A 15,449-nucleotide genomic window follows, 5' to 3' on the forward strand; every position below is an offset into this window, starting at 1 on the left:
GGGTCAGCGCGCCAGGCGCAGGGTGACCAGCTGGAACGGCGACAGGTCGAGGCGGACCGTCCCGGTCGTCTCGCGGAGCGCCGTCGACTCGATCTCCCGCTCGAGCAGATCGGTCTGCGTGACGGCCGTCACCGCGAATCCTGCCGTCACTCGCGCCGTGCGGGACGACCCGAGCCCCTCGTAGAGCCGCACGATCACGTCGCCGGAACCGTCGTCGGCCAACTTGACCGCCTCGACGACGACACCCGGGTCGTCCAGCGTCAGCAGGGGCGCGACCTCATCGGCGCCGCGTACGGCGACCGGGGGCAGATTGAGACGGAGCCCCTCGCCGATCGCGTCGGCGACCGTCGCGGACGGCAGGAGCGAGACCCGGAACTCGTGCGCTCCCTGGTCGGCCTCGGGGTCGGGGAACAGCGGAGCCCGAACGAGCGTCACGCGGGCGACCGTCCGTGCGCCACCGTCCGCGCCGGGCGCCCGCTGCACGTCGTGGCCGTAGGACGAGTCGTTGGCGACGGCGACCCCGTACCCGCCCTCGACGACGCGGATCCATCGATGCGCGACGGTCTCGAACTTGGCGGCATCCCATGTCGTGTTCGCGTGCACCGGGCGGGAGACGTGACCGAACTGGATCTCGGATTCGGCCCGCTCGGCGCGCACGCGGAGGGGGAAGGCGATCTTCAGCATCTTCTGCCGCTCGTGCCAGTCGAGGCGCAGGGCGATCTCGAGTGCGCCGGAGAGCGGGTCGACGCGGTAGCGCTGCTCCAGCTCCGAAGAGCCGAACCGCCGGTGGACGACGAGGTCTGCACCGTCCGCGACGATCTCGACGACGTCGGCGAGGGTCGTCCCGAGGGCGCCGTCCTCGGCGTCGATGTTCCAGGCGTCCCACTCGCGGGGCGTGTCGCGGAACAGCTGCAGCACGCCGGCGGGGAACGCAGGGTCGATGAGCTCCCGGCCGGTGGTGAGGTCGACGGCGCCTATGACGAGCCCGCGACCGTCGATCGCCCAGTGGAATCGCTCATGCCGGAACGACCATCCGTCACCGTCCCGTTCGGGCACGACGGGGAGGACGGATGCCGCCTCCGCGACGCCCAGCGCCGGGGCTCCCGCCAGCGTGATCGGGGCCGCATTCGCCATGAGGGCGCGATCGCCCTCGCCGGTGAGCGAACGCACCGCGCTGTCGATGATCTCCTGCAGCTCGGCGGCGACGCGCGCATAGGTCGCCTCGGCCTCCTGGTGCACCCAGGCGATCGAGGTACCGGGCAGGATGTCGTGGAACTGGTGGAGCAGCACCGTCTGCCAGAGGGACCGCAGCCGTTCGGCGGGGTACGGGGCACCCGTGCGGACCGCGTCGAGGGTCGCCCACAGCTCGGCGGCGCGGAGCAGGTGCTCGCTCCGGCGGTTGCCGCGCTTGGTGCGCGCCTGCGCGCTGTAGGTGCCGCGGTGGTATTCGAGGTAGAGCTCACCCGACCAGACCGGCGGGTCGGTGTATTCGGCCTCGGCCTCGGAGAAGAACTGCGAGGGTGACCCGAGGCGTACGCGCGGCGAACCCTCGAGGTCTGCGGTGCGCCGCGCCGCCGCGATCATCTCGCGGGTCGGACCGCCGCCCCCGTCCCCCCACCCAAACGGGACGAGGGAGTGCGAGGCATCCGCCTTCTCGGCGAACTGGCGTTCGGCGAGGGCGAGCTCGGCCGCCGACAACTCCGAGTTGTACGTGTCGACCGGAGGGAAGTGCGTGAACACGCGGGTTCCGTCGATGCCCTCCCACAGAAAGGTGTGGTGCGGCATCCGGTTCGTCTCGTTCCACGAGATCTTCTGCGTGAGGAACCATCGCGACCCGGCGGCGGTGATGATCTGGGGGAGCGCGGCGGAGTATCCGAACGAGTCCGGCAGCCAGACCTCGAGAGGCTCGACGCCGAACTCCTCGAGGAAGAACCGCTTGCCCTCGACGAATTGACGCGCGAGGGCTTCGGAACCCGGCATGTTCGTGTCGGATTCGACCCACATGCCCCCGACCGGGGCGAAGCGTCCGGCGGCGACGGCATCCTTCATCCGTCCGAATAGCTCGGGGTAGTGCTCCTTCATCCAGGCGTACTGCTGCGCCGACGACGCGGCGAAGACGAAGTCGTCCTCGGTGCGCATGAGGTCGAGGACATTCGAGAACGTGCGCGCGACCTTGCGCACGGTCTCGCGGATGGGCCAGAGCCAGGCCGAGTCGATGTGGGCGTGACCGACGGCGGTCAGCTGATGCGACGACGGGGATGCCGGGGCTGCGAGCACGGCGCGGAGCTCGGCTCGACCCGCCGCGGCGGTGCCGGCGACGTCATCGGGGTCGACCGCGTCGACGGCGCGGCCGAGTGCCGCGAGCACGCGGGCGTGACGAGTGCGATCCGGCTCGAGCTCGTCGACGAGGCCGCGGAGCGTCCAGATGTCCTGCTGCAGCTCCCACACGGTCTGATCGAGCAGGCCCAGCTCGAGCCGTCGCAGCCGGTAGATCGGCTCGTCGCCGGCGGTGGCGCGATCGCCGAGGGGGGTCGCGGCGAAGGTGAAGGTTCCGGCGACGCTGGGGTTGCCGGCCGCCTCGATCCACAGGTCGATCACGTCGCCGTCGATCGGCACGGCGGCGTTGCGGGGTTCGATGGCCTTGACGATCGACCCGTCGGGGCGGAAAACGAGAGCCTCGGCTTGGAAGCCGGGACCGGACGAGTCGAACCCGAGGTCGACGACGATCTCGGGACGCGTTCCCGGAGTGTCGCGCCAGGATGCCGGCACGCTGCCGGTGACGTGAAACCAGACCGTGCCCCACGGGCGCCCCCACGCGGTGCCCACCGGGACGGGGGCGTAGGTCTGCGCGACCGCCTCGGCGAACGGGACGGGCTCACCCGGAACCTCCCACGCCGTGATGTCCAGCGGAGCCGTGTCGCGGTAGAGCGCGGGGATCAGTCGGTCGCCGGCGAGCCGGTCGACCCGTTGCAGTGCGAGTCGGTCGTTGCGATGCATGGAGAACGTCTTTCGGGAGAGGTTCGGCGGGAGAAGGGCTGTGCGGGTCAGCCTTTGACGGCACCGGAGAGCGCGAAGGAGCCCCCGAGGCCGCGGGTGACGATGAGGTAGAGGCCGAGTACGGGGATCGAGTACAGCAGCGAGTACGCGGCCAGGCGTCCGTAGGCGACGGTGCCGTACTGGCCGAAGAACGAGTAGATGGACACCGCTGCCGGCTGCCAGTCGGGGGTCAACAGGAGCACGAAGGGGACGAAGAAGTTGCCCCACGCCTGCAGGAACACGAAGACGAAGACGACACTGAGCGCCGGGCGCATGAGCGGGACGACGACGGTGCGCAGCGCGCGCATCGCGCTCGCCCCATCGACCCACGCTGCCTCTTCGAGGCTGACCGGGACCGAGTCCATGAAGTTCTTCGTCATCCACAGTGCCATCGGCAGCGCGCTCGCGGCGAGGAACAGGGCGACCGCCCACGGCTGGTTGATCAAGCGCATCTGCACGAACAGGCTGTAGACCGGCACCATGATCGCCGTGATCGGCAGGCAGCTCGCGAACAGCACCGAGTAGAGAAACGGTGCGTTGAAGCGGGACCGATAGCGCGAGAGCGGATAGGCCGCGAGGACGGATGCCACGACCGTCACCGCGGCCGCACCGGTCGACAGCAGCAGGCTGTTCAGGAGCGGGCGCAGCGTCAATTCGGGGGTGAGGACGTCCGTGAAGTTGTCGAGGGTGGGTTCTGCGGGCCACGCGACCTGGTAGGTCGCGGCTGAATCGATCGAGGCCAGGACGACCCACGCCAGCGGCGCGGCGAAGATCACGCCGATCACCACGAGGACGAGATTCGCCCAGAACCGCGTCGCTCCGCGCCGCGGCGACGCGACGCTGGGTGCCACCGGGGACCGACGAGGCGATGTCGCGACGCTCACGAGACGCCCCCTCGGCGGCGCAGCGACAGGACGTAGGCGAGTGAGAACACCGCGCCCAGACCCAGCATGACGATCGCGATCGCGTTCCCGTAGCCGATGTCCCCGAACGAGAACGCCTGCGAGTAGGCGAACACCGGGAGCGTGGCGGACAGGTCGCCCGGCCCGCCCTTGGTCATGACCCAGATGAGCGTGAACACCGACAGCGTCTGGAGCGTCGTCAGGAGCAGGTTGGTGAAGATGGTGCCGGTGATCATGGGGAGCGTGATGAACCGCAGCCGCTGCCACGCCCCCGCGCCGTCGATCATCGCCGACTCGGTGACCTCGGGCGGGACGTCATCGAGGGCGGCTCGGTAGATCAGCATCGAGAACGCCGTCCCCCGCCACGTGTTCGCGAGGATGATCGCGAGCATCGGCAGCGCGTACAGCCAGTTCGGTCCGGCCACCCCGATGAGCGACAGTGCCCCGTTGAGGGTGCCGTTGGCCGACAGGAAGGCGTACCCGACGAAGGCGGCCACGATCTCGGGGAGCACCCACGCGGTCACGACGATCACCCCGACGGTGCCCGCGACGGCGCGGCTCCCGGCCCGGAAGAGCACCGCGAGCAGCAGGCCGAGCACGTTCTGCCCGATGATCGCGGACCCCACGACGAAGAGCACGGTCAGCAGCACCGAGAGAGGGAGGACCGGATCGGCGAAGAGCCTCGCGAAGTTGTCGAGGCCGACGAACTCGGGCTTCGCCGCACTCACGCCGGTGAGGGCCCGGTCGGTGAGCGACCCGCCGACCGCCCACGCGATGGGACCTGCGAGGAAGACGACGAGGAGCCCGACGGCCGGCAGCATCGGAAGCGCCCGGGCCGGCGTGACGCGAGCGCCCACCCGCGTCCGGGCGCGCCGCCGCGCGGGCGCGGCCGGATCGGGCTGACGCGCGAGGGTCGTTGTCATGCGGTCACTCGGTGACGACTCCGTCGTCACCGGCGATCTTGCGCACGGCGTCGTCGTAGGCGGCGGCGGCTTCGGCGGGCGACTTCTGTCCCGTGATCACGGCTTCCGTCGCCTCCTGCGCGGCGACGGAGACCTGCGGATAGTCGCTGTTGGCCGGGCGGAAGTGGGTGACCGAGACGGCATCCGTCACCGCCTTCACGAACGGGTTCGACTCGAGGTAGGTCGGCTCCTGCGCCACGTCCGTCCGGACCGCGATCTGCGCGTTGTTGATGGCGTACCAGAGCGCGTTCTCCTTGTTGACGACCGTCGTCATGAACTCGAACGCGAGGTCGGGCACGTCGGTCTGCGCGGAGGCGGCGAGCGTCCATCCGCCGGACATGCTGACGCCGCCGGGCTCCTGCCCGTCCTGCGTCGGGAACAGCGCCACGCCCATGGTGTCGGCGTACTCGGGCCACGCGAAGTCGCCTCCCTCCGCCCAGAACGACGGCGTGTACGAGCCTTCGACCGTCGCGCCGAGGGTGCCCTTCGGGAACCAGTCCCCGAAGACGGCCTGCCACACGTTGGGGTCGAGTGCCTTGTCGGGGCTGACGGCGTATCCCTCGTCGTACAGCGTCTGGAGGAAGGTCAGCGAGTCGATGAAGCCCTGCGAGCCGACCACCCACTTGCCGGAGTCGTCGTCGAACAGGCCCGTCCCGTCGCCCGTGCCGTACAGCAGCTCGTAGAAGCTCTGCATCACGGTGCCCTCGCCGGTGCCGGTGCCGGCGTACATGTTGAACGGGACGACGTCGGGGTCGCTCTCCTTGATCTGCGCGGCGGTCGCCAGAATGTCGTCCCAGCTCTCGGGCTGCCAGGGTGTGCTGACGCCCGCCTTCTCGAGGACGTCCTTGTTGTACCAGATGACGCGGGTGTCCGTGCCCAGAGGGAGTGCGTAGGTGCTGCCGTCCTCGCCCTGTCCGGCCGTCCGGCCCGCGTCGTCGAACATCTCCCAGTCGTCCCAGGAGTCGAGCTTGTCGTCGAGCTTCAGGAGGTACCCGGCCTCGATGTCGCTGCGGACGGCGAAGGTGTCCTCGTAGAAGACGTCCGGCGCGGTGTCGGGCGAGGCCAGCGAGAGCTGGAGTCGGGTCTTGTAGTCGTCGTCCGTCGCGGTGATCGGCTGCAGTTCGACGGTGATCCCCTCGTGGGATGCCTCGAACTCCTTCTTCGCCGTCTGCATCAGCTCGTCGAGGACGGTGAAGGAATCGGTCTTGGAGTAGACGACCGTGACGGTGTCCCCGGCGTCGTCGCTCCCCCCTGGGGTGCACCCGCCGAGGAGCAGGACGGCAGCCGATGCGGCTGCGATGGATGTGACGGCGTTGCGAAGTCTCACGGGGCCCCCTTGCTCCGAACGATGATGCCCGCACTCCGTGTCCGGACACGGTAAGTCAATCCGGTGGACATAGCCGAGTCAAGGCGCTGCGACAACCGTGACGCGAATGACATCACGCGGTCGGCACCAGCAACGAGGTCGGCCGCGGAGTGAGGGCTTCATCGAGGATGAGACACGCCGCCCCGATCGCTCCGACATCGGATCCGAGCTCGGTGCCCGACACCGTCACCGGGTGGACGCCCCGCGCCGCGCGGAGCTCGTCGAGTCGCGGCGGCACCGTCTCGGCGAGCACGTGCTCGAGGCGACCCCAGAAGGGTCCACCCAGCACGATCCGGTCGACGTCGACCAGATTCGAGACGACGGCCAGCGCGCGCGCCATGTGCTCGCTGCATCGGGCCAGGAGCGCCTGGGCCTCGGCGTCGCCGTCGTCGGCGCATCCCACGAGGCGGGTGAGCGCGGCATCCAGCTCGGTCGGATCGTCTCCCGTGCGCCGGGCATCGATGATGCCCCGCCGCTCGGCCTCCTCGATGAGGGGCAGGGGCGCGCAACTCACCGCGACGCAGCCGCGCATTCCGCATCCGCAGGGCAGGCCGTCGGGATCGACGACGATGTGTCCGATCTCGCCCGCGTTGCCCGATCCGCCTCGGACGACCTCGTCGCCGATCACGAGCCCGACGCCGAGGCCTGTGCCCACGTAGAGGAACGCGAAGTTCTGCGCACCGCCGGGAGCGGCGATCCACTTCTCCGCCACTGCCGCGGCCGTCACGTCCTTCTCGAGGAGGACGGTGAGGCCGGTTGCGCCCGCCACCGCGTCGCGCAACGGCACGCGGTCCCACCCGGCGAGGTTGGGTGGGTCGAGGACGATGCCGCGCTCGACGTCGATGGGCCCCGGGGCCGCGATGCCGAGGCCGACGATGCGGCTCCGGTCGATTCCCGAGCCGGTGAGGGTCATCTCGATGTCCTGCGTCAGGACCTCGACGGTGTCGGACGGGTCCTGAGCCAGGGGAGTGGCGCGGGCGTGTCGTGCGATGACCTCGCCGTCGATCGACAACAGGACGACGGTGATGAGCCCCGGATCGAGGTGCACTCCCACGGCGTACCGGCTGCTGCCGACCAGGCGCAGGGTCGTGCGAGGCTTGCCGCGTCCGGAGCTCGTGCGGCCCGCCTCTTCGACGATGCCCGCGTCCAGCAGTCGCTGCACGATGTTCGAGACCGTCTGCGCCGACAACCCGGTCGCGTCGGCCAACTCGACACGGCTGTATCCGTGCGATCGACGGATCTGGTCCAGCACGACGGCCTCGTTGTATCCACCGACGCTGGGTTGGTTGGCTCCGCGTCTGGCCATGAGTGAACCTGCTTTGCTCCAAAGGGCGGTTGATCGAGACTAGCGTGCCGCCCCGATCAGGGGCGATCCCGCGGCATCCGCACTACATTCGTGGCATGCCCGTTGCATCTTCGTTCCTCCCCCGCGCGCTCGATGACGGCGCCGTGCTGCGCGTCGCCGCGCCCGGCGACGAGGACGGCATCCTCGCTGCCATCCATGCGCTCGCCGCCTACGAGCGGGAACCGGATGCCGTGCGCACGACGACCGGCGACCTGACGGCGACGCTGTTCGGCGACGATCCGAAGGCCTTCGCGCACGTGATCGAGCGGGACGGTGAGATCCGCGCCATCGCCGTGTGGTTCCTGACCTTCTCGACCTGGACCGGACGCCACGGGATCTGGCTGGAGGACCTCTTCGTCGACGAGGCCGATCGCGGTCGCGGTTACGGGACCGCACTCCTCGCCTCGCTCGCCTCGGTCGCGCTCGAGCGCGGATATCCGCGCCTCGAATGGACGGTCCTGGACTGGAACGCGCCGGCCGTCGGGTTCTACCGTTCGATCGGCGCCGAGGCCATGGACGAGTGGACGACGCAGCGCATGACCGGCGAAGCGCTCACCGCCCTCGCGGCCCGCTGACGCGTCTCAGGACAGGGGCGTGATCGTGACGGGCTCGCCGAGACCCGTCAGGTGCTGCGTCACCGTCGCCGTGCGACCCAGGAAGCCGGTCGTGGATTCGGCGGCGACGGGGCGACCGTCGGCGGTCAGCCACAGGGTGTAGGAATCGATCGGGATGTCGTACCACGAGTACGCTGCGGCGCTCTCGAGACGGTAGGCGTCGACCGATCCGCCATCCGGGGTCTCGACCTCCTCCGGCGCATCGGACACCGACCAGCTCTCGCCCGCACCGATCAGGTCTCCCATGAAACCGGGGTCGGAAAACACCCGGTACACCTCGGCGGTGGAGCCGGCGGCCTGGGATCCGGCGTCGGAGGCGCCGACGTCGGCGACGACGGGTCCGTCGCCCTCATCGAGCAGCATGACGCCGCCGACGAAGCTGATGGAGGCAGGGCCCGCTCCGGTCTCGAGATCACCGCGGAACTCGAACGCGGGGTCGTAGTGGTAGACGACCGTGCCCGCCAGCTCGTCGCCGTCGATGGTCAGGGTGCCCGTGTCGTAGCGGACGAGCGTCGCCTGGATGCAGGGCCCGAGGTCGGCGCCCGCGACCGTCCCGGCGCTGAGATCCAGGGTCTCGCACTCCGGCGGGGTCTCCACGGCCGGAGCCGCCGTCGTCGGAGAGGGGGCCGGTTCCGTCGCGGTCGGAGAGGGGGCGGGCGCGCCGCTCGCCGACGACGCGGGAGGAGCGGGCGTGGTCTGACCCGTGCACCCGGCGAAGGCGAGGGTGAGGGCGACCGCAGCGACGGGCAGCGGCAGGACAGAGGTGCGCACGGTGCGGCTCCTTGCGTCGGAGTGGCGGAGTCGCCGACGAGCCTACCCGCCGCCTATCGTTCGGACGCAGGAGACGCAAGCCCCTGCTGCCGATCGGTCGGCTCGCTCGATGATGGGTCGCACATTCCGACGAGAGGAGAACCGTGGCCAGCATCATCGAAACCGTCGACGTCACCGTGCCCGTGTCGACCGCGTACAACCAGTGGACCCAGTTCGAGTCCTTCCCCCACTTCCTCAGCTACGTGCAGTCGATCACCCAGATCGACGAGACGACGACGCGCTGGAATGTGAAGATCGGTGGAGCGGAGCGGGAGTTCACCGCGCACATCACCGAACAGCACCCCGACGAACGCGTCGCATGGAAGAGCGTCGACGAAGATCACGCCGGCGTCGTCACCTTCCACCGCTTGAGCGACACCGAAACGCGAGTGACCGTGCAGCTCGACTGGAAGCCCGAGGGCTTCGTTGAGACCGTCGGCGCCGCGATCGGCGTCGACGACCATGCGGTGAAGAAGGACCTGCAGAAGTTCAAGGAGTTCATCGAATCCCGCGGCGCTGAGACCGGTGCCTGGAGAGGCGACGTGGGCTGAGCGGACGGCGCGTCCGATCGCTCCTCGACGGCCCGGTGGTGCATTCCACCGGGCCGTCGTGGCACGGTGGAGGCATGAGCACTCTCTCCGTCGACGGCCGCGCTCGCCGCCTCCGCGACCTCCACGCCGCCCCCGAGATCCTCCGCGTCGTCAACGTGTGGGACGTGATCTCCGCGAAGGCCGTCCTGGCCCTTCCGGAGACGCGCGCCATCGCCACGGCGGGTCACTCCATCGCGGCATCCTTCGGATACGACGATGGCAGTATCCCGCTCGAGACGACCCTCGACATGGTCGGGCGCATCGTTGCCGCCGCGGGCGACGTGCCGGTGTCGGCCGACCTCGACGACGGGTACGCCGACACGGGCGACACCGTCCGGCGCGCGATCGGTGTCGGCATCGCCGGGGCGAACATGGAAGACCGCCTCCGTCCGTTCGACGAGTCCGTCGCCCGGGTCGCCGCCGCCGTCCGGGCCGCTGAGGCCGAGGGGGTCCCCTTCGCCCTCAACGCGCGGACCGACGCCTTCGTCCGTGGCGGCGACCGCCCGCTCGAGGAATCGATCGCGGATGCCGTCGCCCGCGGCCGCGCCTTCATCGATGCCGGTGCCGATGTCGTCTTCGTGCCCGGCCAGCTCGACGCCGAGACGACGGCGCGGCTCGTCGAGGGCATCGGCCGCGTGAGCGTGATCGGTCTTCCCGGTGCCCTCCGCGCGGCGGAGTACGAGCAGCTCGGCGTCGCCCGGATCTCGTACGGCCCGCTCACCCAGCGCGTCGCCCTGACCGCCTACCAGGACCTCGCTGCCGACCTGTACCGGGACGGCGTGATCCCCGACAGCACGCGAGCCCTCAACTGAGCCCGGTGTGATGGATGCCGCCGGCCCGACCGGTGCGCGAGGCGCGCGGAGCCTGCGTGGTAGGCTCTCACGTTGGAAGCGTGTCCGAGCGGCCGAAGGAGCATGGCTGGAATCCATGTAGGCGGGGTAACTCGTCTCGCAGGTTCAAATCCTGTCGCTTCCGCCAGAACGAAGCCCCGCACCTCGAGGTGCGGGGCTTCGTCGTTCCCGGAGTCCCGGAGTCCCGGTGTCAGCGCCCGAGCGGCATCGCCTCGGCGAAGGTCGAGCCGGGACGGATGACGAGGGACCGGGGGAGCAGTCGACCGACGAGGCGTCGGGACGCCGACACGGAGGCGAACAGCCCGGAGCGGACGGCGGCGGCATCCGTCGCCAGTTCGGTCCCGTCGGTGTCGGCGAACGATCCGGGCAGGGCATAGCTCGACCGTTCGACCGCGCTCACCAGGTGCTCCATAGCCGCGGGCGGGGCGCCGTGGTCGCGCCGGAGCCGGTCGCCGAACGCGCGGGGGGATTCGGAATCGGGGACCGGGATGCCGAGGTCGATCGCCGCATCCTGGACGAGACGCCACGCCGCCCCGGCGCTGCCGCGGCGTGCCTTCGTCACGCGCCTCCGGGACAGCGCCGCGCGGACGAGGGCGGGCAGGGCGAGCACGACCAGAGCGCCCAGCAGGATGCCGATAGCCGGCAGGACCCGCAGGATCGAGAAGGTCGTCGCCTGCGGGGTGCCCGCCGTGGGGTCCTCTTCGGGGCGGGGCGCCGAGGATGCGGTGGGGGTCGGCTCCGCGGCGGCCGTCGGCGTCGGCGTCGGCTCGGGCTCGTTCGACGTGTCCTCCTCGGAGGTGAACCGCTGGGCCACGCCGAGGCTCTTCGTCGGTTCGAAGGGGACCCAGCCGATGCCGTCGAAGAAGATCTCGGGCCAGGCGTGCAGCTGGGCCGTGGTGGCCTGGTACACCCGTTGGTCGTCGACGACGTCGCCGGTGGGCAGACCGGGCAGGAAGCCGACGACGACCCGCGAGGGCATGTCGAGGGTCCGCGCCATGATGGCGAACGCCGACGCGAAGTGCACGCAGTACCCGGACCGGACCGAGAGGAAGGTCGAGACCGCTTCGATGCCCGACCCGTCGAAACCGTCCTCGACGGGTGCGTCGAGGGAGTAGTCGAACTCGGGACCTCGGAACCACGACTGCAGCGCGAGCAGACGGTCGTAGTCGTTCGACGCGTCGGCGGTCACTTCGGCGGCCAGTTCCGCGATCTCGGGTGAGGTGTCGGCGGGCAGGTCGCGGGCCTGCCGCGGTCCGCCGCTCGCCTCGGCGGCCCGCGCCTGCTCGAGGGTGGGCCGAGGTGTGCGGCTGACGACCTCGAACTGCTGCCCGCGCGCGGCCGTCGAAGGAGAGACGACCGTCCCGTTGGCGGGGGCGATCCGCCAGAGCCCCGTCACCCCGTCGACCGAGACGGCGTCGGCGGGCACCGGCAGCTGCGCCGACGACAGGTCGAGCACCTCGACCGTGCGCCGTTCCTCGGCGATCTCGATCCCCTCGTCGGCGGCGTCCTCGGGCGACCACTCGTCGAGCGGCACCGAGCGACTCCGATCGGGCTGCCAGGAGTCGCCCTCGAGTTCGGTCAGCGTGGCCACGCGGAGGTAGGCCGGGGCGGACGCCGCGCTCCACTGCTTGACCACGGGCACCTCGGCGGGGCGGCGGAGGTCGTCACCGAGATTCAGGGACGCGTCGATCCGCGTGCCGCCGCCCAGCCCGCCACTGGGCGCGGCGGGCGAGGGGAGAGCCGGTGCGGCGATGACGGCGATGACGACGGCGGATGCCGCGATGGCAGCCGCGACCGCGCCGACACCGCCGCGCGGCGCTACCGTCGACCGGGTCCGGTCGCGTCCGCGCGTTTCGGTGCGCAGCAGCCACAGGAGCGCGAGCGCGAGAAGGGTGAACGCCCAGAGATCGATCGGGCGGGGGACGGCGAGCGTCGGGATCAGCCAGACGGCGATCAGGGCGACGCCGGCGAGCAGCGGCATCCGTGCCGTCAGGACGACGTGATCGAGCGCGATGGTGAGCAGCCCGACGGCGCCCACGATGAGGAAGGTCAGCGACGCGGACGCATCGATGGGGGCGACCCCCACCGCGATGTCGTTGCTCGCGATCTCGATCAGTCGCGGCACCCGGGCGAACGCCTCGCCCGACGGGATGACGAACAGCCACGCCACGTCGGAGAAGAAGACGGCTGTCATGATCGAGGTCCATACCGCCGCGAGGATGAGGGTGACGAGCACTGCGCCCACCCTCAGTCGGCGCAGCAGGTAGCCGGCTCCCAGGAGCACCGCCGCGAGCACGAAGGCCAGCGCCGCCCACGCGCCCCCGGAGATGACGGTGAACAGGGGGACGAGGGATGCCACCAGGGCCAGCAGCAGCGCCGTCGTCGACAGGCCGTCGTGCCGAGGGCGCGCCTCCTCGATGCGCTCACCGGACATGACGGCCGAACCCTTCCATCCCGGGGACGCCGGACCAGAGCGATTCGAGTTCGTCCTCGGGTTCGAGGCTGTGCACGCGCCATCCCGTCTCGCGCGCCACGCGGAGTGCGTCGCCTGCCCCGGCGAGGGCGAACAGCACCGGCATGCTGCTGTGGCCCACGATCGGAGCCAGGGAGGCGGCATCCGCTGGATAGATCTCGCCGGTGACGACGACGACGGGCCCCAGGGTCGCCCCGGCGAACAGCGGCGCGAGGTCCGTCAGGGCGCCGGCGCGGCTCGCCGTGAGTGTGGCGAACGCTGTCGTCATCGTCTCGAGCGCAGCGGTGTCGCCGCCCTCGATCGGGTCGAAGAGCTCCGTCCCGTCGACGTCGATGACCGCGACGCTGTACCCCTCACGGATGAAGCGCGCGGCGGCCGAGACGACCGTCGAAACCGCTGCCTCGAAGTCGAGGTCCTCGCCGGGGGAGCGCAGCGCGTCTGCGCTCCATCTCGCGACCGCTCGGTCGAAGACGATGACCGCCTCGGGGTTCGACTCGCGTTCCTCCTGCCGCACCATGAGTTCGCCGCGGTGAGCGCTGGCCCGCCAGTGGATGCGGCGCATCGAGTCGCCGGGTGCGTAGGTGCGGGGGATGAGGTTGTCGGCGCCCTGGCCGAGCTTGTCGGTGACCGACTGCATGGTCCCGCCCGCCGCTCCCGGGAAGTCGTCGAACATCTCCAGCGCCACCACGGCCGGGGCGATCGTGAGGGGGACGGCTCCGCCGAGCTCCTGCCGGCGGCGCGACAGGCCGAAGGGGTCGGTGGTCTCGACCACGAGCGGCCCGATCGGGCGGACTCCGCGCCGCCGGGCGCGCACGCGGTAAGCGATGTCGACGCGATGGCTGCCCGAGACGAGGCCGGACCGCAGCGCCGGGTAGACACCGGTGGGTTCGCCCTCAATGCCGCGAGGCAGGCGATCGTGCCAGGTGCCGACGATCGTCGGAAGGACCGAGCGCGACTCGATGCGCACGCGCACGTCGACGTCGGCCCCGACCGAGGCCACGGGCGGCGCGAACGAGCGGCGGACGCCGTCGGCGCGGTGACCGAGCCACAGCGAGGCGAAGGAGAGGCCGACCGCGGCCACCAGCAGGACGCCGAAGAAGACGAGCGCCGGAACGCCGAAGGCGGGAGCGAGGATGAACGCCGCGAACGCGAGCACGATCGCGCCCGTGCCTCGGGGGGTGAGCGGCCACCGTGTCATGGGGACGTTCGATCAGCGCGCGGCGACCGGCACGCGCACCGACCTGACGATCTGCTCGAGAGCCGCCGCGACCAGGTCGACCCCGCCTCGCCCGCGCGAGACCGCGGCGCCGCGCGCGGCGATCAGACGGTGGGCGAAGACCGGCTCGAGCAGCGACACGAGGTCGTCGGGGATGACGTATTCGCGGCCTTCCAGCGCCGCCCAGACCTTCGCCGCCCGGACGAGCTGCAGCGTCGCGCGAGGGCTGGCGCCGAGGCGCAGATCGCCGTGCTCGCGCGTCGCGCGCGACAGTGCGACGGCGTACTCCTCGACGGCGGGCGAGACGTGCACGGTTCGAGCCCACGCAATGAGCGCCGATACGCGCTCCGCGGTGGTCACGGCGTGGATGGCATCGAGCGGGTTGCCGGTGTCGCGCTGGCGCAGCATGAGCGCTTCGTTCTCGGCATCCGGATACCCCATCGAGATGCGCATCATGAACCGGTCGCGCTGGGCTTCGGGGAGGGCGTAGGTGCCCTCCATCTCGAGTGGGTTCTGCGTCGCGACGACGAGGAAGGGCTCGGGCAGACCCCGGCTCGTGCCGTCGACGGTGACCTGCCGCTCCTCCATCGCCTCGAGCAGAGCGGACTGCGTCTTCGGCGATGACCGGTTGATCTCGTCGGCGATGACGATGTGGGCGAAGATCGCGCCCGGTTTGAAATCGAACCGGCCCTCGGACTGGTCGTAGACGCTCACGCCGGTCACGTCGCTGGGCAGCAGGTCGGGCGTGAACTGGATGCGGCGCACGGTCGCCTGGATCGAGCTGCCCAGTGCCCGCGCGAGCATCGTCTTGCCGACTCCCGGAACGTCTTCGATGAGCAGATGACCCTCGGCCAGGAGGCAGACGAGCGCGGCGCGCACGGCGTGCGGCTTGCCGTCGATGACCTTCGACACCGAATCGACGAGCGCAGCGGTCGTCTCCGCGAATGCGATCGCGTCGATGCGGGTCGACGCCCGCGTCGGGGCCTGGCCTTCCGGCGCCGTCATGGTCGTCTGGTCGTCGGTCATCCGTCCCCCTCACGCGGTGGGCGCAGCAGCGCGCCAGGACCGATGCTAACCCGGCGTCGCTGGGCGGCGGCCGACGTCGGGTAGACTTGCAGCAGCTCTCCGCGAGACGGCAACCAGGCCAACTCCCCCAGGACGGAAACGTAGCAAGGGTAACCGGGCTCTGCCGGGTTCGCGGAGAGTCTTTCTTTTGCCCTGATGCCGTTCGGCGAGATGCGGCGGCACCCAGCCGGTGCATGGGCCGCGAGCCTAGGCTGGGAG

General features: G+C 70.7%; 12 protein-coding genes, 1 tRNA gene and 1 other RNA gene. 5 read left to right on the forward strand and 9 right to left on the reverse strand.

The genetic code is table 11. The annotated features are described in order from the left end of the window. Window positions 1-3: 3 nt before the first annotated feature. The 5 genes from ABCU91_RS06270 to ABCU91_RS06290 form a co-directional block, all read right to left on the reverse strand. Window positions 4-2,997 (reverse strand): alpha-mannosidase, encoded by a 2,994-nt coding sequence (locus ABCU91_RS06270; RefSeq protein WP_413355188.1) that lies wholly within the window; start codon window positions 2,995-2,997, stop codon window positions 4-6. A 47-nt stretch (window positions 2,998-3,044) separates the two neighbouring features. After that, window positions 3,045-3,920, reverse strand: a complete 876-nt coding sequence (locus ABCU91_RS06275) for a carbohydrate ABC transporter permease (RefSeq protein WP_413355189.1) — start codon at window positions 3,918-3,920, stop codon at window positions 3,045-3,047. Continuing rightward, entirely contained in the window at window positions 3,917-4,861 is a 945-nt protein-coding gene (locus ABCU91_RS06280) for a carbohydrate ABC transporter permease (protein WP_413355190.1), read from the reverse strand. The genes ABCU91_RS06275 and ABCU91_RS06280 overlap by 4 nt, the downstream gene beginning before the upstream one ends. A 4-nt stretch (window positions 4,862-4,865) precedes the next feature. Then, entirely contained in the window at window positions 4,866-6,227 is a 1,362-nt protein-coding gene (locus ABCU91_RS06285) for an extracellular solute-binding protein (RefSeq protein ID WP_413355191.1), read from the reverse strand. A gap of 112 nt (window positions 6,228-6,339) precedes the next feature. Next, entirely contained in the window at window positions 6,340-7,572 is a 1,233-nt protein-coding gene (locus ABCU91_RS06290; protein ID WP_413355192.1) for an ROK family transcriptional regulator, read from the reverse strand. Window positions 7,573-7,667: 95 nt separating this feature from the next. Here ABCU91_RS06290 and ABCU91_RS06295 point away from each other — a divergent pair, with 95 nt between their 5' ends. Beyond that, a complete protein-coding gene (locus ABCU91_RS06295) occupies window positions 7,668-8,186 on the forward strand; it encodes an N-acetyltransferase family protein (RefSeq protein ID WP_413355193.1) in 519 nt (172 codons plus the stop codon). 6 nt (window positions 8,187-8,192) lie between these two features. Here ABCU91_RS06295 and ABCU91_RS06300 read toward each other — a convergent pair whose 3' ends face one another. Next, a complete protein-coding gene (locus tag ABCU91_RS06300; RefSeq protein ID WP_406922412.1) occupies window positions 8,193-8,996 on the reverse strand; it encodes a hypothetical protein in 804 nt (267 codons plus the stop codon). Between the two features lie 143 nt (window positions 8,997-9,139). Between ABCU91_RS06300 and ABCU91_RS06305 the strand changes: the two genes are divergently transcribed. The 3 genes from ABCU91_RS06305 to ABCU91_RS06315 all read left to right on the forward strand — a co-directional run bounded on the left by ABCU91_RS06305 (window position 9,140) and on the right by ABCU91_RS06315 (window position 10,603). Beyond that, on the forward strand, window positions 9,140-9,586 hold the full coding sequence (locus ABCU91_RS06305; RefSeq protein WP_133398401.1) for an SRPBCC family protein: 447 nt from the start codon (window positions 9,140-9,142) through the stop codon (window positions 9,584-9,586). Window positions 9,587-9,660: 74 nt separating this feature from the next. Continuing rightward, window positions 9,661-10,437 (forward strand): isocitrate lyase/PEP mutase family protein, encoded by a 777-nt coding sequence (locus ABCU91_RS06310; RefSeq protein WP_413355194.1) that lies wholly within the window; start codon window positions 9,661-9,663, stop codon window positions 10,435-10,437. 74 nt (window positions 10,438-10,511) lie between these two features. Continuing rightward, window positions 10,512-10,603 (forward strand) — tRNA-Ser (locus ABCU91_RS06315). 63 nt (window positions 10,604-10,666) lie between these two features. Here the strand turns inward: ABCU91_RS06315 and ABCU91_RS06320 are convergent. The 3 genes from ABCU91_RS06320 to ABCU91_RS06330 are packed head-to-tail and all read right to left on the reverse strand — an operon-like array spanning window position 10,667 to window position 15,191. Next, on the reverse strand, window positions 10,667-12,910 hold the full coding sequence (locus tag ABCU91_RS06320) for a transglutaminaseTgpA domain-containing protein (protein ID WP_413355195.1): 2,244 nt from the start codon (window positions 12,908-12,910) through the stop codon (window positions 10,667-10,669). Further along, the gene (locus ABCU91_RS06325) at window positions 12,900-14,147 is read right to left on the reverse strand and encodes a DUF58 domain-containing protein (RefSeq protein WP_413355196.1); all 1,248 of its coding nucleotides are present in this window, start codon (window positions 14,145-14,147) and stop codon (window positions 12,900-12,902) included. Before ABCU91_RS06325 ends, ABCU91_RS06320 begins: the two co-directional genes overlap by 11 nt. A 12-nt stretch (window positions 14,148-14,159) precedes the next feature. Beyond that, on the reverse strand, window positions 14,160-15,191 hold the full coding sequence (locus ABCU91_RS06330; RefSeq protein WP_413355197.1) for an AAA family ATPase: 1,032 nt from the start codon (window positions 15,189-15,191) through the stop codon (window positions 14,160-14,162). Between the two features lie 90 nt (window positions 15,192-15,281). On the opposite strand from ABCU91_RS06330, the gene ffs reads away from it, so the two are divergent. Further along, window positions 15,282-15,378: signal recognition particle sRNA small type (gene ffs, locus ABCU91_RS06335), an RNA gene on the forward strand. Window positions 15,379-15,449: the final 71 nt, after the last annotated feature.

This window comes from Microbacterium phoenicis (assembly GCF_047302325.1).
Taxonomy (GTDB): Bacteria; Actinomycetota; Actinomycetes; order Actinomycetales; family Microbacteriaceae; genus Microbacterium.